17 protein-coding genes are annotated in these 19,535 nt (G+C 73.1%); 4 read left to right on the top strand and 13 right to left on the bottom strand.

Annotated features, from left to right (window positions below):
* Positions 1 to 81: 81 nt before the first annotated feature.
* The 3 genes from AB0M76_RS19980 (at position 82) to AB0M76_RS19970 (ending at position 3,456) form a co-directional block, all read left to right on the top strand.
* Positions 82 to 1,710, top strand: a complete 1,629-nt coding sequence (locus AB0M76_RS19980) for an AMP-binding protein (RefSeq protein WP_365954091.1) — start codon at positions 82 to 84, stop codon at positions 1,708 to 1,710.
* A gap of 28 nt (positions 1,711 to 1,738) precedes the next feature.
* The gene (locus AB0M76_RS19975; protein ID WP_365954090.1) at positions 1,739 to 2,545 is read left to right on the top strand and encodes a PaaX family transcriptional regulator C-terminal domain-containing protein; all 807 of its coding nucleotides are present in this window, start codon (positions 1,739 to 1,741) and stop codon (positions 2,543 to 2,545) included.
* A gap of 71 nt (positions 2,546 to 2,616) precedes the next feature.
* The gene (locus AB0M76_RS19970) at positions 2,617 to 3,456 is read left to right on the top strand and encodes a GNAT family N-acetyltransferase (RefSeq protein ID WP_365954089.1); all 840 of its coding nucleotides are present in this window, start codon (positions 2,617 to 2,619) and stop codon (positions 3,454 to 3,456) included.
* A gap of 54 nt (positions 3,457 to 3,510) precedes the next feature.
* Here AB0M76_RS19970 and AB0M76_RS19965 read toward each other — a convergent pair whose 3' ends face one another.
* From AB0M76_RS19965 to AB0M76_RS19925, 9 genes are all read right to left on the bottom strand, one after another.
* The gene (locus AB0M76_RS19965) at positions 3,511 to 5,784 is read right to left on the bottom strand and encodes a bifunctional salicylyl-CoA 5-hydroxylase/oxidoreductase (RefSeq protein ID WP_365954088.1); all 2,274 of its coding nucleotides are present in this window, start codon (positions 5,782 to 5,784) and stop codon (positions 3,511 to 3,513) included.
* Between the two features lie 4 nt (positions 5,785 to 5,788).
* Positions 5,789 to 6,616 (bottom strand): enoyl-CoA hydratase family protein, encoded by an 828-nt coding sequence (locus AB0M76_RS19960; RefSeq protein ID WP_365954087.1) that lies wholly within the window; start codon positions 6,614 to 6,616, stop codon positions 5,789 to 5,791.
* A gap of 214 nt (positions 6,617 to 6,830) precedes the next feature.
* Positions 6,831 to 7,844, bottom strand: coding sequence for an ornithine carbamoyltransferase (argF, locus tag AB0M76_RS19955; RefSeq protein WP_365954086.1), 1,014 nt, complete (start codon positions 7,842 to 7,844; stop codon positions 6,831 to 6,833).
* A 143-nt stretch (positions 7,845 to 7,987) separates the two neighbouring features.
* Positions 7,988 to 9,214 (bottom strand): arginine deiminase, encoded by a 1,227-nt coding sequence (locus tag AB0M76_RS19950; protein ID WP_365954085.1) that lies wholly within the window; start codon positions 9,212 to 9,214, stop codon positions 7,988 to 7,990.
* Positions 9,215 to 9,314: 100 nt separating this feature from the next.
* Complete coding sequence (locus AB0M76_RS19945) at positions 9,315 to 9,782, bottom strand: hypothetical protein (protein WP_365954084.1); 468 nt, start codon at positions 9,780 to 9,782, stop codon at positions 9,315 to 9,317.
* 243 nt (positions 9,783 to 10,025) lie between these two features.
* Positions 10,026 to 12,572: a polynucleotide kinase-phosphatase gene (locus tag AB0M76_RS19940; RefSeq protein WP_365954083.1), complete on the bottom strand. Its 2,547-nt coding sequence runs from the start codon at positions 12,570 to 12,572 to the stop codon at positions 10,026 to 10,028.
* Positions 12,569 to 14,032 carry a 3' terminal RNA ribose 2'-O-methyltransferase Hen1 gene (locus tag AB0M76_RS19935; RefSeq protein ID WP_365954082.1) on the bottom strand — a complete coding sequence of 488 codons (1,464 nt, stop codon included), beginning with the start codon at positions 14,030 to 14,032 and terminating at the stop codon, positions 12,569 to 12,571. The genes AB0M76_RS19940 and AB0M76_RS19935 overlap by 4 nt, the downstream gene beginning before the upstream one ends.
* Positions 14,033 to 14,349: 317 nt before the next feature.
* Entirely contained in the window at positions 14,350 to 15,285 is a 936-nt protein-coding gene (mmuM, locus tag AB0M76_RS19930; RefSeq protein WP_365954080.1) for a homocysteine S-methyltransferase, read from the bottom strand.
* 16 nt (positions 15,286 to 15,301) lie between these two features.
* Complete coding sequence (locus tag AB0M76_RS19925; RefSeq protein WP_365954079.1) at positions 15,302 to 16,225, bottom strand: LLM class F420-dependent oxidoreductase; 924 nt, start codon at positions 16,223 to 16,225, stop codon at positions 15,302 to 15,304.
* Positions 16,226 to 16,456: 231 nt separating this feature from the next.
* Between AB0M76_RS19925 and AB0M76_RS19920 the strand changes: the two genes are divergently transcribed.
* Positions 16,457 to 16,732 (top strand): hypothetical protein, encoded by a 276-nt coding sequence (locus tag AB0M76_RS19920; RefSeq protein WP_365954164.1) that lies wholly within the window; start codon positions 16,457 to 16,459, stop codon positions 16,730 to 16,732.
* A 65-nt stretch (positions 16,733 to 16,797) separates the two neighbouring features.
* Here the strand turns inward: AB0M76_RS19920 and AB0M76_RS19915 are convergent, their stop codons facing one another.
* The 4 genes from AB0M76_RS19915 to AB0M76_RS19900 all read right to left on the bottom strand — a co-directional run bounded on the left by AB0M76_RS19915 (position 16,798) and on the right by AB0M76_RS19900 (position 19,485).
* On the bottom strand, positions 16,798 to 17,283 hold the full coding sequence (locus AB0M76_RS19915; protein WP_328620066.1) for a DUF6099 family protein: 486 nt from the start codon (positions 17,281 to 17,283) through the stop codon (positions 16,798 to 16,800).
* A 123-nt stretch (positions 17,284 to 17,406) separates the two neighbouring features.
* Entirely contained in the window at positions 17,407 to 17,802 is a 396-nt protein-coding gene (locus AB0M76_RS19910) for a nucleotide pyrophosphohydrolase (RefSeq protein ID WP_365954078.1), read from the bottom strand.
* Complete coding sequence (locus tag AB0M76_RS19905) at positions 17,799 to 19,022, bottom strand: ATP-binding protein (RefSeq protein ID WP_365954077.1); 1,224 nt, start codon at positions 19,020 to 19,022, stop codon at positions 17,799 to 17,801. Before AB0M76_RS19905 ends, AB0M76_RS19910 begins: the two co-directional genes overlap by 4 nt.
* Before the next feature lie 67 nt (positions 19,023 to 19,089).
* Positions 19,090 to 19,485 (bottom strand): cell division protein SepF, encoded by a 396-nt coding sequence (locus AB0M76_RS19900; protein WP_030293940.1) that lies wholly within the window; start codon positions 19,483 to 19,485, stop codon positions 19,090 to 19,092.
* Positions 19,486 to 19,535: the final 50 nt, after the last annotated feature.

Genomic DNA, 19,535 nt, shown 5'->3' with positions numbered 1-19,535 from the left:
CGTAGCGCACGTGCACGGCCTGCTCCGCCACTTCGGTCCCCCACCCGGGGGCCGCTGCCGTTGCAAGGGGGCGAACCCGCCTTGGAGCTCAAGCCTTCCGCCCACGCCGACACCTTCGCGCGCGACCACCTGCCGCCGCCCCACGCCTGGCCGCGGCTGCTGTTCGAGCTCCCCGAGCTGGCCTACCCGGACCGGCTCAACTGCGGCGCCGAGCTGCTCGACACCACCGTCGCCCGGTTCGGCCCCGACCGCCCGGCCTTCCGCAGCGGCACGGGCGAGGTGTGGTCGTACGGGGAGCTGCGCGAGCGCGTGGACCGCCTCGCGCACGTGCTCACGGCCGACCTCGGCGTGGTCCCCGGCAACCGGGTGCTGCTGCGCGGCCCCACCGGCCCGTGGCTCGCCGCCTGCTGGCTGGCGGTGATGAAGGCGGGCGCGGTGGCGGTGACGGTCCTCGCCCAGCAGCGGGCGCAGGAGCTGGCCACGGTCTGTGCGATGGCCCGGGTGCAGCACGCGCTGTGCCATGTGGGCGTGCTGGACGACCTGGCCAAGGCCGAGGTGCCCGGCCTGCGGATCACCCCGTACGGCGGCGAGGCCCCGGACGACCTGCTGCGGCTGGCCGACCGGCACGAGGAGCCGTTCCGCGCCGTCGAGACCTCCGCCGACGACGTGGCCCTGATCGCCTTCACCTCGGGGACCACCGGCCGCCCCAAGGGCTGTATGCACTTCCACCGCGATCTGCTCTCCGTCGCCGACACCTTCTCCCGCAACGTCCTGCGCCCCCGCCCCGACGACGTCTTCGCGGGCAGTCCGCCGCTCGGCTTCACCTTCGGCCTCGGCGGCCTGGTCGTCTTCCCGCTGCGGGCCGGCGCCTCCGCGCTGCTGCTCGACCAGGCGGTCCCGCGCCGGCTGCTGCCCGCCCTCGGCGCCCACCGGGTCACGGTGCTGTTCACCGCGCCCACCGCGTACCGGGCGATGCTGGACGACCTGGGCCCGTACGACGTGGGCGCGTACGACCTGTCCGCGCTGCGCCGCTGCGTCTCGGCGGGCGAGAACCTCCCGGCGGCCACCTGGCAGGCCTGGTACGAGCGCACCGGACTGCGGATCATCAACGGCATCGGGGCCACCGAGCTGCTGCACATCTTCATCTCCGCGGCCGACGAGGACATCCGTCCGGGTACGACCGGCCGCGTGGTGCCGGGCTGGCAGGCGCGGGTGGTGGACGCCTCCGGCCGCCCGGTCGCGGACAACGAGCCGGGGCTGCTGGCCGTACGCGGTCCGGTGGGCTGCCGGTACCTGGCGGACCCGCGGCAGGAGGAGTACGTACGGGACGGCTGGAACCTGACCGGGGACACCTACGTCCGCGATCCGGAGGGCTACTTCCGCTACGTCGCCCGCGCCGACGACATGATCGTCTCGGCGGGCTACAACATCGCCGGCCCGGAGGTGGAGGAAGCCCTGATGCGCCACCCGGATGTGGTGGAGGCCGCGGTCGTGGGCCGCCCGGACGAGCGACGCGGGCAGATCGTGGTGGCGTACACCGTCCTGCGGGCGGGCGCGGCGCTGACGGAGGAGGCCCTGCGCACGTTCATGCGGGCGGAACTGGCCCCGCACAAGTGCCCGCGCTCCTTCGTCTTCCTCCCCGCGCTCCCGCGGACCGCGACGGGGAAACTGCAGCGGTTCCGGCTGCGCGACGCCGCGAGCCCGGGCTGACCGGCAAGACGCCCCCTACAGTGAACCCGTGGTCGAACAGCACACCCCGCGATCCCTGATCGTCACGTTCTACGGAGCCTACGGGCGGGCCTTCGAGGGCCCGGTCCCGGTGTCGGCGCTGGTCCGCCTGCTGGGCGCGGCCGGCGTGGACGCCCCGTCGGTCCGCTCGTCGGTGTCCCGGCTGAAGCGGCGCGGCTTCGTGCTGCCCGCGCGCGCCGCGGACGGCTCGCCGGGGTACGAGCTCTCGGCGGAGGCGCGTCAGCTGCTGGACGACGGCGACCGGCGGATCTACGGGGACCGCGACGCGCACCCGCCGGGGGAATGGCTGCTGGCGGTGTTCTCCGTACCGGAGCAGGAGCGGAGCAAGCGGCACCTGCTGCGCTCGCGCCTCGCCCGGCTCGGCTTCGGCGCGGTGGCGCCGGGGGTGTGGATCGCCCCGGCCCACCTGTACGAGGAGACCGGGCACACCCTGGACCGGCTGCACCTGACGGCGTACGTGGAGCTGTTCCGCGGCGGCCACCTCGGCTTCGCCCCGACCACCGAGTCGGTGGCCCGGTGGTGGGACCTGACCTCGCTGGCCAAGCAGCACGAGGAGTTCCTCGACCTGCACGAGCCGGTGCTGCGCGCCTTCCAGTCGGGCCGGGAGCCCACTCCGGAGGAGGCCTACCGCGGCTACCTCCTGGCCCTGGACACCTGGCGCCGCCTCCCGTACGCCGATCCGGGCCTGCCGCGCGAGCTGCTGCCGGCGGACTGGCCGGGCGACCGGGCGGCGGCGGTCTTCGCCGAACTGCACGCCCGGCTGCGGGACATCGGGGCGGGGTTCCTGGAACCGTAGGTGCCCGGTCGTCCGATCCTTCAGGGAGAAACTGATGTGCGTGGGGAAACGATCCGGCGCCATCATGAGCCATGACCTGGACCTTCACCCATGACCTGGCGGCCTATCTGGCCGCGGCGGGCCCGGCCGTGGCCGGCGAGCCCGTCGCCAACACCTCCCTGCTGACCGTGACCGACGCGCTGGAGCGGCGCGGCCTGGACGCGTACGGATCCGCCGAGCCCTTCTTCGGCTGGTGGACCGGCGCCGACGGGAGCGTCGCCGGCGCCCTGCTGTGCACCCCGCCGCACCCGCTGCTGATCGGGGCGCTGCCGGACGAGGCCGTCCGGGGCCTGGGGGCCGCGCTCGCCGCCGAGCCGCTGCTCGCCGGGGTCGAAGCACTGATCGCCCGCCGCCGCGACGCGGAGGCGCTGGCCGCGGCCTGGGGGAGGCCGAGCGAGGTCACCGAGGAGAACCGCCTCTACCGGCTCGCCGGACTCGTCGCCCCGGATCCCGCCCCGGCCGGGCGGGCCCGGACCGCCACCGAGGCCGATCTGCCGCTGCTGATGGACTGGGCCGGCGCCTTCAAGCGGGAGACCGGGGAGCCGGGCGGCCCCTCCGAGGCCTTCCTGCGCGACCGGCTCTCGTACGGGGGCATGCTGATCTGGGACGATGCCGGGACGCCGGTGTCGATGGCCGGGTTCTTCCGCCCGATCGGCTCGGCCGCCCGCGTCGGCCCGGTGTACACCCCGCCGGAGCTCCGCGGCCGCGGCTACGCCGCCGCGGTCACGTACGCGGTGAGCGAGGCGGCGTACGCGGCCGGAGCCTCGGAGGTGCTGCTCTTCACGGACCTGGCCAACCCCACCAGCAACGGCGTCTACCAGCGCCTGGGCTACACCCCGGTCGAGGACCGCATCGAGGTGGCCGCCCTCTGAGAGGGCAGCAGCGGTATGAGGGCAGCTGGATGAGGGCAGCTGGATGAGCCCCCCTCAGCCGCGGCCGGCCGGCGGTTTGCGGCTGCCGGCCCGGTAGGGGGCGGGCCAGGGGGCCGCCGGGCCGGCGTAGGACTGGTCGGCCGCCGCGTGCAGGGTCCAGTGCGGGTCGTACAGGTGGGGGCGGCCGACGGCGCACAGGTCGGCGCGGCCCGCCAGCAGCAGGGAGTTCACGTCGTCCCAGGAGGAGATGGCGCCGACGGCGATGACCGGGACGCCCAGCGCGTTGCGGATCCGGTCCGCGTACGGGGTCTGGTAGGAGCGCCCGTACTCGGGGGCCTCGTCCGCCACCACCTGGCCGGTCGACACGTCGATCGCGTCGGCGCCGTGGGCGGCGAAGGCGGCCGCGATGTCCACCGCGTCCTGGGCGGAGGTGCCGCCCGGGGCCCAGTCGGTGGCGGAGATGCGGACGGTCATCGGGCGGTCGTCGGGCCAGACCGCGCGGACCGCGTCGAAGACCTCCAGCGGGAAGCGGAGTCGGTTCTCCAGCGGGCCTCCGTAGGCGTCCGTACGGTGGTTGGTGAGCGGGGACAGGAAGCCGGACAGCAGATAGCCGTGGGCGCAGTGCAGTTCCAGCAGGTCGAACCCGCAGCCGGCGGCCCGTACCGCGGCGGCCGCGAAGTCGGAGCGGATCGACGCCAGGTCCTGCGCCGTCAGCGTGCGCGGGACGGCCGAGACGCCCGGCCGGTAGGGCGTGTCCGAGGCCGCCACGACCGGCCAGTTGCCCTCCGGGAGGGGGTCGTCCATGCCCTCCCACATCAGCCGCGTCGAGCCCTTGGGACCTGAGTGGCCGAGCTGGACGCCGAGCGCGGTGCCGGGCGCGGAGGTGTGCACGAAGTCGGCGATCCGGGTCCAGGCCGCCGCCTGCTCCGCCGTGTACAGGCCGGTGCAGCCGGGGGTGATCCGGCCTTCGGCGGACACGCAGACCATCTCGGTCATCACCAGGGCGGCCCCGCCGAGGGCCCGGGCGCCCAGGTGCACCAGGTGGAAGTCCCCGGGCGTCCCGTCGCCGTCCTGCGCGGAGTACATGTCCATCGGAGAGACCACGACCCGGTTGCGCAGGGTCAGCCCGCGCAGCTTCAGGGGCGTGAACATCGGCGGGGTGTCCTCGTCCGGGCAGCCGAAGTCCCGTTCCACGGCCCGGGTAAACCGCTCGTCGCGCAGCCGCAGGTTGTCGTGGGTCACCCGGCGGCTGCGGGTCAGCAGGTTGAAGGCGAACTGCCGGGCGGACTGGTCCACGTACCCGGCGAGTTCCTCGAACCACCGCATGCTGGCGGCGGCGGCCCGCTGGGTCGAGGCCACCGCCGGACGCCGTACGGCCTCGTACGCGGCCAGGGCGGCGGGCACGTCTGGCTGCGCCGCCACGGCTTCGGCGAGCGCGAGCGCGTCCTCCACCGCCAGCTTGGTGCCGGAGCCGATGGAGAAGTGCGCGGTGTGCGCCGCGTCGCCGAGCAGGACGACGTTGCCGTGGGACCACCGCTCGTTGACGACCGTACGGAACTCCGTCCACGCCGAGCGGTTGCCGTGCAGCGGCCGGCCGCGCAGGGCCTCGGAGAAGATCTTGGCGCAGCGGGCGGCCGATTCGTCCTCGTCGCACAGGTCGAGGCCGGCGGCCCGCCACACCTTCTCGTGCATCTCCACGATCACGGTGGAGGCGTCCGCCGAGTACGGGTAGGCGTGCAGCTGCATGACGCCGTGCTCGGTCTCGGCGATCTCGAAGCGGAACGCGTCGAAGGCGAAGTCGGCGGCGAGCCAGATGTAGCGGCAGTGCCCGCTCGTCAGGGTCGGCCGGAAGTGCGCGGCGCCGCTCTGCCGGGTCGGGCTGTGCACGCCGTCGGCCGCGACCACCAGGTCGTACGAGGCCGCCAGCAGCGCGGCGGCCGGCGCCCCGGTGCGGAAGCAGAGCTTCACCCCGAGCCCGGCGCAGCGCTCGTGCAGGATCTCGAGCAGCCGGCGCCGCCCGATGGCGGCGAAGCCGTGGCCGCCGGAGGTCAGCAGCCGCCCGCGGTGGACGATGTCGATGTCGTCCCAGCGCACGAATTCCGCGCCGAGGGCGGCGTAGACCACGGTGTCGGCCGCTTCGATGCCGCCGAGGGTCTCGTCGGAGAGCACCACGCCGAAGCCGAAGGTGTCCTCGGGGGCGTTCCGTTCCCAGACCTCTACGGTGTGGCCCTGGCGGGCCAGCAGTGCGGCGGCGTACAGGCCCCCAGGGCCGCCGCCGACGACGGCGACCCGCAATGCGCTGCCGACCCGCATGGTGCCCGCAGCCATGGCGCTACCTGCCCTTCCACTCCGGGGGCCGCTTCGTGGTGAAGGCGGCGTGGAACTCGGCGTAGTCCCGGCCGTTCATCAGCAGGGCCTGGGTGTTGGCGTCGAGCTCGACCGACGCGGCCAGCGGCATGTCGAGCTCGGCGGTCAGCAGCGCCTTGGTCTGCGCGTACGCGAGGGCCGGGCCCGCCGCGAGGTGCGCGGCGAGTTCGGCGGCCCGTACGCCGGCCTTGCCCTCCTCGGTGACCTCGCTGAGCAGGCCGATGCGCTCGGCCTCCGGCGCGCGTACGGGCTCTCCGAGCATCAGCAGCCGAGTGGCGTGGCCGAGGCCGACGACGCGGGGCAGCAGGTAGGCGGCGCCCATGTCGCCGCCGGAGAGGCCGACGCGGGTGAAGAGGAAGGCGAAGCGGGCGGTGGGGTCGGCGATCCGGAAGTCGGCGGCGAGGGCGAGGACGGCGCCTGCCCCGGCGGCGACCCCGTGCACGGCGGCGATCACCGGGAAGGGGCATTCGCGGACGGCCCGCACCACCTGGCCGGTCATCCGGTTGAAGTCGAGGAGCTGGGCGGTGTCCATGGCGAGGGTGGCGCCGATGATCTCGTCGACGTCCCCGCCGGAGCAGAAGCCGCGGCCCTCGCCGCCGAGCACGAGGGCGCGTACGGACCGCTCCCGGGAGAGTTCGGCGAGCAGGTCGCGCAGGTCGGCGTAGGCGCCGAAGGTGAGGGCGTTGAGCTTCTCGGGGCGGTCGAGGGTGACGGTGGCCACGCCGTCCTGCCGGGTCACCCGCAGGTGGCGCCACTGTTCGGTCGCTGCTGTGGAACCGATGAAGGGGCTCACACGATCGACGGTATCACCGCATCGTGACTGCCGTCACAGAAACGCGACACATGGGTGAGGGTGTGCGCCCCACGCGCGCCGAAAGTCCCGAACGCCCCGACCGCAGTCCGTCGCCGCGGGCGCCGGGGTGGCCTACGGCGACGCCCCGATCGAGCTGCCGACCCGGCCCGCATGACTATGCGGCGCCACGCAGTGTCAGCCCGAACTACCCGAACTAGGCGCCGACCGGCCGGGCGAGGGTCGCGACGAGCACGGCCTTGATGGTGTGCAGCCGGTTCTCGGCCTCGTCGAAGACGAGGGAGTGCGCGGATTCGAACACCTCGTCCGTCACCTCCAGCGACTCCAGCCCGTGCCGCTCGTGGATCTCCCGGCCGACCTTGGTGCCCAGGTCGTGGAACGCGGGCAGGCAGTGCAGGAACTTCACGTCCGGGTTCCCGGTCGCGCGCAGCACGTCCATGGTGACGGCGTACGGGGCCAGGGCGCCGATCCGCTCGTCCCAGACCTCCTTGGGCTCGCCCATGGAGACCCACACGTCGGTGGCGACGAAGTCCGCCTGGGCCACGCCCTCGGCGACGTTCTCGGTCAACGTGATCCGGGCCCCGCTGGCGGCCGCGAGCCGGTGCGCCTCCGACACCACCGACTCGGCCGGCCAGTAGGCCTTCGGCGCGACGATGCGTACGTCCATGCCGAGCAGCGCACCGGTCACCAGGTACGAGTTGCCCATGTTGAAGCGGGCGTCGCCGAGGTAGGCGAAGGTGATCCGGTCCAGCGGCTCGGCGCAGTGCTCGGTCATGGTGAGCACGTCGGCCAGCATCTGGGTGGGGTGCCAGTCGTCGGTGAGCCCGTTGAAGACCGGCACGCCGGAGTGGGCGGCGAGCGCCTCGACGGCCGCCTGGCTGTCACCCCGGTACTCGATGCCGTCGAACATGCGGCCGAGCACCCGCGCCGTGTCCTTGACCGACTCCTTGTGGCCGATCTGGGAGCTGGCCGGGTCGAGGTAGGTGGTGTGGGCGCCCTGGTCGGCGGCGGCGACCTCGAACGCGCAGCGGGTGCGCGTCGAGGTCTTCTCGAAGATCAGCGCGATGTTCCTGCCCTCGAGACGGCGCTGCTCGGCCCCGGCCTTCTTGGCGGCCTTCAGGTCGGCGGCGAGCTCGATCAGGCCGCGGAACTCGGCGGCGGAAAAGTCGAGCTCCTTGAGGAAACTGCGGCCGACGAGGTCGGTGGCCATCGGGGCACTCCAGGGTCGCACTGACAGGGGATGCTGGAAGTGTATACGCTCTTCTGCATTGATATACAGCCCCCCATCCGCCGGTCCGCCGGCCTCCGTTTCCGCCGGTCCCCGATTGCGCGGCCCTCCGGTTCCCCTCCGGGTCAGGCCGGGTCACGCTCCACCGGGCAGCTCATGCACCGCGGCCCGCCCCGGCCGCGCCCCAGCTCGCTGCCCGGGATCTCGATGACCTCGATGCCCTCCTTGCGCAGGTGTGTGTTGGTCGTCACGTTCCGCTCGTACGCCACCACCACCCCCGGCTCGACGGCCAGCACGTTGCAGCCGTCGTCCCACTGCTCGCGCTCCGCCGCGTGCACGTCCTGCGTCGCGGTCAGCACCCGGATCGAGTCCAGCCCGAGCGCTGCCGCGATCGCCCGGTGCATGTGCTCCGGCGGATGGTCGGTCACCTTCAGCTCCTGCAGGCCGGCGCCCGGCTCGATCGTGTAGGAGCGCAGCATGCCGAGGCCCGCGTACTGGGTGAACGTATCTCCGTCCACCATCGTCATCACCGTGTCCAGGTGCATGAAGGCCCGCCGCTTCGGCATGTCCAGCGCCACGATGGTGGTCGCCGAGCCGGCCGCGAAGAGGCCGCGCGCGAGCATCTCCACCGCCTGCGGCGTCGTCCGCTCGCTCATCCCGATCAGCACCGCGCCGTTGCCGATGACGAGCACGTCGCCGCCCTCGATCGTCGACGGGTAGTCCGCCTGCCCCTGCGACCAGTAGTGGAAGGCCCCCGAGGAGGTGAACAGCGGGTGGTGCTTGTAGATCGCCTCGAAGTGCACCGTCTCGCGCTGCCGGGCCGGCCAGCGCATCGCGTTGATGGACACGCCGTCGTAGATCCAGGCGGAGGTGTCCCGGGTGAACAGGTGGTTGGGCAGCGGCCCCAGCAGGAAGTCGTCCAGCTCCATGACGTGGAAGCGGACCGACACCGGCTCGGCGTGCCGCTCCAGGTACTCCCGCTTGGTCATCCCGCCGACCAGCGCCTCGGCCAGCCCGGTCGCCGGCAGCTGGTCGAAGACCGCGCGCAGGTGGTCGGTGGCGAGCGGCCCGTACTCCTTCTCGTCGAACACCCGGTCCAGTACGAGGTGTCTGGCCTCCGGGATGTCCAGGACCTCGCACAGCAGGTCGCCGAAGAGGTGCACCTCCACGCCGCGGTCGCGCAGGACGTCCGCGAAGCCGTCGTGCTCCTGGCGGGCCCGGCGCACCCACAGCACGTCGTCGAAGAGGAGTGCGTCCTTGTTGCTGGGTGTGAGCCGCTTCAGCTCCAGGTCGGGCCGGTGGAGGATGACGCGGCGAAGCCGCCCGGTCTCGGAGTCGACATGGAATCCCATGGCGTACACGTTCGCAGACCGGACGGCTTTTTGACGTGGCGTTCGCTCAGGAGACCGAGCGGAACCGGCAGCCCCTGCAGGCCCGGCAGCCCCCGCGGGATCAGCGCAGACCGAGGAGTGCCGTCGGGGTCCCGATCAGCTCCGGGGTGGTCAGGCCGAGCTTGGGCACGGTCAGGTCCGGGATCCCGAAATTGTCGCCGTTCGGCATCGTCAGCGGGGCGCCGACGACCGCACCGGGGGTGCGGGCGAGCAGGTCGGTGGCCGGAGACTCCAGCGTGCCCTCGCCGTCCGTCTTCGGGTCGCCGAGCAGGTTCGGCACCGGCGTGCCGACCAGGGTGCTGCCGAGCTCGGTGCTGACCGGCAGCACCGGGAGGATCGGGCTGGGGAGCAGATCGCCCGTGTGGTACCGGGGGGCCTCCGGGGCGCCGACGACCGGCACCGGCACCGCGGTGGCCACGCGCGGGGTGTCCACACCCAGCGTGGTCTTCACCGCCTCCAGGGGCACAGCCACCGGCACCGAGTCGGCCACGGCCGGGGTGGCCGCGCCGGCCGCAGCCATACAGGTCATGAGTGCCGCAATGCTTCCGCGCGCGGTCATCTTCATAGGTGACGTTCCGTCCTTCCAGGGTCGCGGACATTCCGCTGCCCTGGATGAACGATCCCGCCGGTGGTTTTCCCGGCGTTCTTCGGGAAAGTTCCCCCATACGACCTAATTCGGGGCCGTACGGGGGCCTCACCTTTACGGCGGCGTGCGACGCGCCGTCACCCTCCGCGTCACTGCCTCTGCGTCACACCTCGGAACACCGCTGCGTCACAACCTGGGGTCGACCGGCTCCGATTCGAGGGCGAGCACCCCGAAGACCGCCTCGTGCACCCGCCACAGCGGCTCCTCGGCCGCCAGCCGGTCCAGGGCCTCCAGCCCGAGCGCGTACTCGCGCAGGGCCAGCGAGCGCTTGTGCCCCAGGAACCGCTGGCGCAGCTTCTCCAGCTGCTCCGGACGCGTGTACTCCGGGCCGTAGATGATCCGCAGGTACTCGCGGCCGCGGACCTTGATGCCGGGCTGGACCAGGCGGCCCTTGCCGTCCCGGGCGTACGCCTGGAGCGGCTTGACGACCATGCCCTCGCCGCCCGCGGCCGTCAGCGCGAGCCACCAGTCGGTGCCCGCACGTACGGAGTCCTCGTCGGCGGTGTCGACCAGGATCCGGCCGGTGCGGCGCAGCAGCCCGGTGCCGGCCGCCTCGTCGGCGGCGACGAGCCGGTCGAGCCAGAACAGCTGCTCGTCGTGCGCTACGTCGGCCAGTGAGCGCCCGGCTGCCGCCAGGAGCTGGAAAGGCGCGAACCGTACGCCGTCCAGCCCGTCGGTGGTCCAGCAGTAGCGCCGGTAGGCGTCGGTGAACCGCTCGGCGTCGGCGGCCCGGTCCTGCTGGCGGGCGAGCAGATCACCGGTGTCGATGCCCCGCCCGGTGGCCGCGGCCAGGGCGGCGAGGGCGTCCGGGAAGACGGCGCGGGAGGCCGCGCCGACGGCGGCGTACTGGTTGCGCAGCAGGCCGGTGGACTTCAGCGACCAGGGCAGCAGCTCCCCGTCCAGCAGCAGCCAGTCGGTGGCCAGCTCCTCCCACAGGCCCGCGTCGGTGATGGCGCCGCGGAGCCGGGCGAGGACCTCCTCGGTGACCTCGGGGTCGTGGAAGAAGGGCCGGCCGGTGCGGGTGTAGACGGACCCGGTCGGGCCCTCGACGCCGAAGCGCTCGCGGGCCGTCTCGGCGTCCTTGCAGACAAGGACGGTGGCACGGGAGCCCATGTGCTTCTCCTCGCAGACGACCTGCGCGATGCCGTCCTTGCGGTACTGGGCGAAGGCCTCGGCCGGGTGCTCCAAATAACCGCCCTCCTGCGAGGTGGCCGTGGGCGCCATGGTGGGCGGCAGGTACGGGACCAGCCGCGGGTCCACCGCGAAGCGGCTCATGACCTCCAGGGCCGCCGCCGCGTTCTCCTCGCGCACGGTGACGTTGCCCAGGTGCCGGGTCTCGACGATCCGGCACCCGTGGACGTCGCCCAGGTCGAGCGGGCGCCCGTCGTGCCCGCCCGGCACCTCGGTGGCGAGCGGCCTGACCGGCTCGTACCAGACCTTCTCGGCCGGCACGTCGACCAGTTCGCGCTCGGGCCAGCGCAGGGCGGTCATCTTCCCGCCGAAGACGGCGCCGGTGTCCAGGCAGATGGTGTTGTTGATCCAGGCGGTGTTCGGGACCGGTGTGTGGCCGTAGACCACGACGGCCTTGCCGCGGTAGTCCTCGGCCCACGGGTAGCGCACGGGCAGGCCGAACTCGTCGGTCTCGCCCGTGGTCTCCCCGTACAGGGCGTGCGAGCGGACCCGGCCGGAGGTGCGGCCGTGGTACTTCTCGGGCAGGCCAGCGTGACAGACCACCAGCTTGCCGCCGTCGAGGACGTAGTGGCTGACGAGGCCGCGGATGAACTCCCGTACCTCCTCGACGAACTCCTCCGGCTCGTGGGACAGCTGCTCGATGGTCTCGGCCAGTCCGTGGGTCTGCTGGACCTTGGAGCCCTTCAGATAACGGCCGAGCTTGTTCTCGTGGTTCCCGGGCACGCACAAGGCGTTGCCGGACTTGACCATGCCCATCACGCGCCGCAGCACGCCGGGACTGTCCGGCCCGCGGTCGACGAGGTCGCCGACGAAGACCGCGGTGCGGCCCTCCGGGTGGGCGCCGTCCTCGTACCCGAGCTTGCCCAGCAGGGTCTCCAGCTCGGAGGAACAGCCGTGGATGTCGCCGATGATGTCGAACGGGCCGGTGAGGTGGGTGAGGTCGTTGAACCTCTTCTCCCGCACCACCTCCGCGCTGTCGGCCTCTTCGGCCGAACGCAGCACGTGCACCTTGCGGAAGCCCTCGCGCTCCAGTCCGCGCAGCGAGCGGCGCAGGTCGCGGCGGTGCCGCTGGATGACGGCGCGGGGCAGCCCGGCCCGGTCGGGGCGGCCGGCGTTGCGTTCGGCGCAGACCTCCTCGGGCATGTCGAGGACGATGGCGATGGGCAGTACGTCGTGCGCGCGGGCGAGCTGGACCAGCTGCCGGCGGGCCTCGGACTGCACGCTGGTCGCGTCGACGACGGTGAGGCGGCCGGCTTCCAGCCGCTTGCCGGCGATGTAGTGGAGGACGTCGAAGGCGTCCCGGCTCGCACTCTGGTCGTTCTCGTCGTCGGAGACGAGGCCCCGGCAGTAGTCGGAGGAGATGACCTCGGTGGGCTTGAAGTGCTTGCGGGCGAAGGTCGACTTGCCGGATCCGGTGGCCCCGATCAGGACGACGAGGGACAGGTCGGTGACGGGAAGTACGCGCGTGCCGGTCGTGGTCATGCGACCTCACCCTCCTTCTGGATATCGATGCTGATCTGAGTGAAAACGGCCATCTGGGTGGGCGGCCCCACCTCGGGGTCGTCGTCGCCGACGGGAACGAACTCGGCGGCGTACCCGTACCGTCCGGCGACCTCGTCGGCCCAGGTACGGAACTCCGCGCGGGTCCACTCGAAGCGGTGGTCGCCGTGCCGGACGTGCCCTGCGGGCAGGGTCTCCCAGCGGACGTTGTACTCGACGTTCGGGGTGGTGACGAGGACGGTGCGGGGGCGGGCCGAGCCGAACACCGCGTACTCCAGGGCGGGCAGCCGCGGCAGATCGAGGTGCTCGATGACCTCGCTGAGCACGGCCGCGTCGTACCCGGTCAGCCGCTTGTCGGTGTAGGCCAGCGAGCCCTGGAGCAGCTGGACGCGGCTGCTCTGCCGCTCCCCCATCCGCTCGAGGCGCAGCCGTTTGGCGGCCATGCCGAGGGCCCGCATGGACACGTCGACGCCGACGATCTCGGTGAAGGCCACGTCCTTGAGGAGGGCCTGCACCAGCTGGCCCTGTCCGCAGCCGAGGTCGAGGACCCGGGCCGCGCCTGCGGTGCGCAGCGCGGCGAGGATCGCCTCGCGCCGCTGCACGGCGAGCGGCACGGGCTTCTCCTCGATCTCACCCACGGCGTTGTCGAGCTCCTCGACCTCACTGCCGTCGGCCTCGGCCAGCCGGACCAGTTCCAGCCGCTCCAGGGCGTCGCGGGTCAGCTTTTTGTGGCGGGCGAGATAACGGGCGCTGATGAGTCCGTTCTCGGGGTGCGCGGCGAGCCAGCCGTCCCCGGCACGCAGCAGCTTGTCGACCTCGTCGGGCGCGACCCAGTAGTGCTTGGCGTCGTCGAGCACGGGCAGCAGGACGTAGAGCTGCCGCAGGGCGTCGGCGAGCCGCAGCTCGCCCTCCAGGACGAGCCGTACGTACCGGGAGTCCCCCCACTCGGGGAACTGCTCGTCGAGCGGCACGGGTTCGGCCTGTACGAGGTCCCAGCCGAGCGGATCGAACAGCCGATGGACGAGCTCCGTCCCGCCGCGCGCGGGCAGCGCCGGTATCTCGATCCGCAGCCGACGCACCTGGCCCGGCAGCTCGGGCCGGGCGGCGCACTTGGCGGCCAGCGCACTGCGGAAGACGGAACTGAGCGCGACGGCGAGCAGCGAGGAGGCCGCGTACGGGCGGTCGTTGACGTACTGCGCGAGCGCGGCGTCGGGCGCCCCGCCCCGCCCCTTGCCCTGCCCGCGCCGCACGAGCGCGACGGGATCCACCTCCAGCAGCAGAGCCGCCGTGCACCGCGCATCCGTGGCCTCGGGGTAGAAGACGTGGGCGGTGCCATGGGAGGTGGAAAAGGCCTGCACCTTCCCGGGATGCTTGTGCAGCAAAAAGCCCAGATCGGTAGCCGGGTGCTCAGCACTGCCAGTGGTGGAGATCGTCAGGAACATGCAGCTCAGCATGGACGCAGCCCGCTACCGGGGGCCACCGGATTTCTCACCGGCACCGCCCGCGCCCGGTCCCACGGATCCCGATCCGGGCAAGTGCCCGACTCCGGCAGCTCGGCATCGGGCGGGCCCTCTTCCGGGGGATCCGCATCCGGGAGATCCGCATCCGGGGGTTCGTCCTCCGGGGGCTCTTCCTCCTCCGGCGGGCGCAGCAGCGGCGGCGCAGGCGCGGGCACCATCACACCCGGAGCGTTCTGCTCCCCGGCCGGGGCAACCGGCGTCAGCAAGAAGGGCGTCGTCTACACCTGCAAGGGTCCCGGTCAGGCCCGCTGGCGCCCCTGACCGGTCCCACCCCCCGAAGTCCATGCGGCCAGTTCGGCGATGTCGGGCGGGCCGATGCGGCAGCAGCCGCCCAGGAGGCGGGCTCCGGTGCGGGTCCAGGCCTGTGTCGGCCAGGGGGCGGGGTCAGGCGGGGCTTGCCAGGTGCCGGTGGCCGGCTTCCAGACGGAGCCGTCGTTGGGGTAGGCCAGGAGCGGCTTGGCGGTGACGGAGGCGGCGGCCTCGAGGGCGGGCAGCACGTCCGCCGGGGCGCAGCAGTTGACGCCGAGGGCGATGATCTCCGGGGTCTCGGCCGCGAGGGCGAAGGCCTCGGGGAGGGGCTGGCCGGCGCGGGTGCGGGCGTCGGCCACGGTGTAGCTCAGCCAGGCGGGCGCGCCGGTGCCGGCGAGGACGGTGAGGAGGGCTTCGGCCTCGTCGGCGTCCGGGATGGTCTCCAGGGCCAGGACGTCGGGGCCCGCCTCGAGCAGCGCCTCGATGCGCGGGCGGTGGAAGGCGGCGAGCTCGCGCACGCTCAGCCCGTACCGCCCGCGGTACTCGGAGCCGTCCGCGAGCACCGCCCCGTACGGGCCGACCGAGGCGGCGACCCAGACCTGGTGGTCCGCGGCGTCGGCCGCCCGGGCGGCGAGTGCGACGCTGCGCTGCAGCAGGGCGGTGGTCGCGGCCCGGTCGTGGCCGTGGGCGGCGAAGGCCTCGTACCCCACCTGGTAGCTGGCGGTGATCAGTACCTCGGCGCCGGCCCGCGCGTACGCCGTGTGGGCGGCCTCCACCTGGTCCGGCCGCTCGGCGAGCACCCGGCCCGACCAGAGGCCGCCCGACAGGTCGCAGCCCTGGTCGGCGAGCTGGTTGCTCAGCCCGCCGTCCAGGAGCACGACCCTGCGGGCCAGGGCTTCGGCGAGCGGGCCGGACGCGCGGGGCATCGGTCGTGCGCCTCCCTCAGCCGAGCTGGGACAGCACCTGGGCCGAGATCAGCTCCAGGTGGTCCAGGTCGTCGAGGTCGAGCAGCTGGAGGTAGACGCGGGAGCTGCCGACGGCCGCGTAGGCGCCGATCTTCTCCACGACCTCGGCCGGGGAGCCGGCCAGGCCGTTGGCCTTGAGCTCGTCCACGTCCCGGCCGATGGCGGCGGCGCGGCGGGCGACCTCGGCGTCGTCCCTGCCGACGCACACCACGAGGGCGTTGGAGTAGACGAGGTCGTCGGCCTTGCGCCCGGCCTCTTCGGCGGCCGAGCGCACCCGGCCGAACTGCCGCTCGCTGTCCGCGATCGACGCGAACGGCATGTTGAACTCGTCTGCGTACCGGGCGGCGAGGCGCGGGGTGCGCTTCGCGCCGTGGCCGCCGATGAGCACGGGCACCTTGGCCTGGGCCGGCTTGGGCAGCGCCGGGGACTTCTCCACCTGGTAGTGGGTGCCGGCGTAGTCGAACGTGGCGCCGGGTTCGGTGGCCCACAGGCCGGTGACGATGGCCAGCTGCTCCTCCAGCCGGGCCATCCGCTCCGCCGGGAACGGGATGCCGTATGCCTTGTGCTCCTCCTCGAACCAGCCTGCGCCCAGGCCCAGTTCGACCCGGCCTCCGGACATCTGGTCGACCTGGGCCACCTGGATGGCGAGTACGCCGGGCAGCCGGAAGGTGCCGGCCGTCATCAGCGTGCCCAGCCGGATCCGCCGCGTCTCGCGGGCCAGGCCCGCGAGGGTGATCCAGGCGTCGGTGGGCCCGGGCAGGCCGTCCCCCGAGCCCATCCGCAGATAGTGGTCGGACCGGAAGAACGCGTCGAAGCCCAGGTCCTCGGTGGCCTTCGCGACGGTCAGGAGGGTGTCGTAGCCGGCGCCCTGCTGGGGTTCGGTGAAAATACGGAGATCCATACCTCCCATCCTGCCTCCCCCGGCCGCCTCCGGCAGGCGCCCCCGTCCCACCCCGGCAGGGTGAATCTGCGTCAAGCCGGCGGCCCACCCCGCACCCGGCCAGTGACCAGCCCGGACGGGGATCGTTGGCTCGGACGGAGCCGGACCGCCCGGCCCGCGCGCCGGCGGCCCATCGCCGGTGCGTCCACCGCCCCCTTCCGCCGTGGAAGGGCCGGGGCCGAGGAGGCCGCCATGTCCCACGAGGCCGTGCCGGAGACCCGCCAGCAGAACGAACAAACCGGACAGGCAGCACCTGACCACGCACGCGAGGAGCCCACGACGGCCGCCCAAGGCGGCGCGCCGAAGGGCCTGCTGCAGCAGATGGAAGAGCTGATGGCGGCGCTGAACGCCGACCTGTCGCAGCTCGACGCCGACCTCCAGTTCTCCACGGACCGCACCCCCGGCACGCCGCCGGCCCCGGGCAGCCGTACCCCCGAGAGCGAGCGCCCGTCCTACCGGTCGTACTGACCGTGCGGGTCCCGTCGCGCGCGGCGGGACCTCGACCCCGTTCTCCCGTCGTACGCCCGCTCCCGTCAGGCCACGCCCGAGGCGGACCCCCGTTCGCGGACCGCCAGGCGCCGCAGGACGGCCCGGACCCGGTCGCTCGATTCGTCGGCCGCGTCGATGGACTCTATGCACTGCCAGTACAGGCCTTCGTCGTCCGTCGCACAGGCCACCCCGACCAGGGCTATCCCCACTTCGCCGAGCAACGCCTGCAGTCCGAGCAGAGCCTGGCGGACATCCACCACCTCGGTCAGCTGCGCCGCTCTCGGCGGATAGTCGGGCGCGCTGCCCTCGCCGCGCAGGGCGGCTCTGTCGAGCACCCCGCAGCCTCTGCCCCCTGCTTCACCCAGTCCCCGCGCCTCCGATCTCAGCTCCGGCGGCCCGGTGACCGCCAGCCAGCTCCCTATCCCCTGCGCGAGCGCCTGGGCCTGCCAGGCCTCGCCCACGATGTCCATCGCCGCCCCGCTCTGCGCCAGCGCGTGCCGGCCGGCCGCGATGAGCCGTACCGCATCCATATGCCGTCCCCCGTCCGCACGACATCCGCCGTTCTCACCACTACCCAGAGTGAGGGCAATGAGCCAGTAAAGCCAGGGGTATTCGGAAATCTATGGACACAAACATGGTTGTGGACGACGCCATCACTCCGAAGAGTGACAATTCGATGTCGGAGGCCCCGTTACCGGGAAGCGGAGCTCGTTCCTCTCGATCTTCGCGGCGAGCGCATCCAGCACATCCACCCCGAGGACCTCACAGAATTGCAGCAGATACGCCAGCACGTCGGCCACCTCATCGGCCACGCGGTGCGCGGTGTCCGGCTTCTCCATGACCTTCGCCGACTGTTCCGGGGTCAGCCACTGGAAGATTTCGACCAGTTCGGAAGCCTCCACGCTCAGCGCCACGGCCAGGTTCTTGGGCGTGTGGTACGGCTCCCAGCCGCGCGCGGCAGCGAACTCGGCCAGCCGCCGCTGCAGTTGTTGCAGCCGCTCGTGCGGGTGCAGCTCGTCCCCGTGCTGTACGTCCTGCTCATCGCTCATGGCGTCAGGTCTATCACCGTCACCCCCGGGGTCACACGGGCGGCCGCGGCCGTCTCCTCCCCCACCGCGGCGACCAGGCGGACATGGCCGCGGCCGCAGCACAGCAGGGCCAGCCGCAGCAGCTCGGCGTTCTGCCGCCGGTCCAGGCCGCGGTCGAAGCCGTCGGCGAGGACGGTCAGCGCCTGCCGGGCGGAGAGCAGTTCGGCGGCCGGATCCATGGCCAGCACCCCCGGACCGGTCAGCAGGACCAGCGCCAGCGCGAGGAACCGGAGCTCGCCCGCGCCCAGCCGGCCCAGTTCCGTGGCGGGCCCGGCGGAGCCGCGGTCCAGCAGCGCCGTGACCGGGCCGTGCGCGGGGGCCCGTACGTCCAGGCCCGCCACCGGGCCCGAACAGCCGGTCCGCGCCGCCGCGGCCAGCAGCGCATGGCGGGTACCGCATTCGTGGCGGGTCCGGCGCAGTACGTCGGCCAGGTTGGCGCAGTCGCCGAGCAGCCGGCCCGCGCCCGGCGGGACGGGGGCCCGCATCCGGTCCGGGCGCGGGTCGCAGGGGAACACCGAACGCAGGGCCACCACCATCTGCTCGGCGGCGGCGAGGACCTGCCGCTGTCCGGCCGTGGCGCCGGCCACGCGCAGCGGGAGCAGGGCGGTGCCGAGCCGGTCGTCGGGCAGCGGGGCCCGGGTGACGCCGATGGCCCCGCCGGTCAGCCAGGAGGCCTGGACGGAGCGCCGGCCGGGGTCGCGCAGGGCGGTGCTGAGCAGGATCTGCCCGTCCACCGAGAGCCGTTCGCCGACGATCCGCAGTGCGGGTTCGGCCTGGACGGCGAGGTCGAGGCGGACGGGCCCGGCCGGGCCGTCGACGGTGCAGCCGATGCGGAATCCGCGCCGCCCCTCGCCGTCGGGCAGGGCCCGGTCGGGGATCCGGGCCCGCGGGTCGGGAAACGCCTCCTCCAGGGTGGCCCCGGATCCGAGCCCGGCCAGGGCCTCGTAGGCGGCGAAGGCCTGGGACTTGCCGCTGCCGCTGGGCCCGGTCAGGAAGGTCACGGGCCCGAGCGGGATGACGGCTGCGCGGTGCGCCCCGAAGGCGGAGAGCCGCAACTCGGTGACGGCGGGACGGTGGTGCACGACGGCAGGCGGGAGCACGTGGTCGGCAGGTACGGCGGATAACCCGGCAGGCGCAGAAGCCGTGGCTCCCTGCGCGTCCAGGTCCAAGGTGGCGTCCATGCGCCGGACGGTACGGCCCGCCGGACCCCGGGTGGGGCCGGCGAACCGTTCCGTCGAGGCGACCTTCCTACGATCGGGGGACGGCCGCGGCCGCGATCCCCTCGACCTCGGTCCCGACGGGCGCCAGCAGGAAGACGTTCCGGTCGACCCGGTGCATCCCGCTGCCCAGTCCGAAGACCACGCCGCTGCTGAAGTCGAGGATCCGCTTGGCCACTTCGCTGTCGGCGCCGGTGAGGTCGAGCAGCACCGGGATCTGCGCGATCAGGTACTCGGCCACCTCCCTGGCATCGGCGAAGATCTGGACCCGGATCACGACGAAGCGCCGCTGTTCCGCCGCGGCAGCTCCCGGCGCCGTGGGGATCGTGCGGTGGTCCACCCGGGAGGGCCACTCGTTGCGACTGCGCAGGGGGACCACCTGCGCGAGCCCCTCCCACTGTTCGTCCGTGACGTCGTACCTGCTCACCGGGCCGCCTCGGCCGTGCGCTTCATGTGCATCCCGCCATCCTCTCGCGT

The organism is Streptomyces sp. NPDC051364 (assembly GCF_040682115.1).
Classification (GTDB): Bacteria; Actinomycetota; Actinomycetes; order Streptomycetales; family Streptomycetaceae; genus Streptomyces.
The sequence above is the reverse complement of the archived record's forward strand: the minus strand, read 5'-3'. Positions and strand labels throughout refer to the sequence as shown.

Excerpts from the sequence above, each read along its gene's own strand:
- AB0M76_RS19970 (WP_365954089.1), top strand. The coding sequence starts at position 2,617 with ATGACCTGGACCTTCACCCATGACCTGGCGGCCTATCTGGCCGCGGCG.
- AB0M76_RS19965 (WP_365954088.1), bottom strand. The coding sequence starts at position 5,784 with ATGGCTGCGGGCACCATGCGGGTCGGCAGCGCATTGCGGGTCGCCGTC.
- argF (WP_365954086.1), bottom strand. The coding sequence starts at position 7,844 with ATGGCCACCGACCTCGTCGGCCGCAGTTTCCTCAAGGAGCTCGACTTT.
- AB0M76_RS19950 (WP_365954085.1), bottom strand. The coding sequence starts at position 9,214 with ATGGGATTCCATGTCGACTCCGAGACCGGGCGGCTTCGCCGCGTCATC.
- AB0M76_RS19945 (WP_365954084.1), bottom strand. The coding sequence starts at position 9,782 with ATGACCTGTATGGCTGCGGCCGGCGCGGCCACCCCGGCCGTGGCCGAC.
- AB0M76_RS19940 (WP_365954083.1), bottom strand. The coding sequence starts at position 12,572 with ATGACCACGACCGGCACGCGCGTACTTCCCGTCACCGACCTGTCCCTC.
- AB0M76_RS19935 (WP_365954082.1), bottom strand. The coding sequence starts at position 14,032 with ATGTTCCTGACGATCTCCACCACTGGCAGTGCTGAGCACCCGGCTACC.
- mmuM (WP_365954080.1), bottom strand. The coding sequence starts at position 15,285 with ATGCCCCGCGCGTCCGGCCCGCTCGCCGAAGCCCTGGCCCGCAGGGTC.
- AB0M76_RS19925 (WP_365954079.1), bottom strand. The coding sequence starts at position 16,225 with ATGGATCTCCGTATTTTCACCGAACCCCAGCAGGGCGCCGGCTACGAC.
- AB0M76_RS19920 (WP_365954164.1), top strand. The coding sequence starts at position 16,457 with ATGTCCCACGAGGCCGTGCCGGAGACCCGCCAGCAGAACGAACAAACC.
- AB0M76_RS19915 (WP_328620066.1), bottom strand. The coding sequence starts at position 17,283 with ATGGATGCGGTACGGCTCATCGCGGCCGGCCGGCACGCGCTGGCGCAG.
- AB0M76_RS19910 (WP_365954078.1), bottom strand. The coding sequence starts at position 17,802 with ATGAGCGATGAGCAGGACGTACAGCACGGGGACGAGCTGCACCCGCAC.
- AB0M76_RS19905 (WP_365954077.1), bottom strand. The coding sequence starts at position 19,022 with ATGGACGCCACCTTGGACCTGGACGCGCAGGGAGCCACGGCTTCTGCG.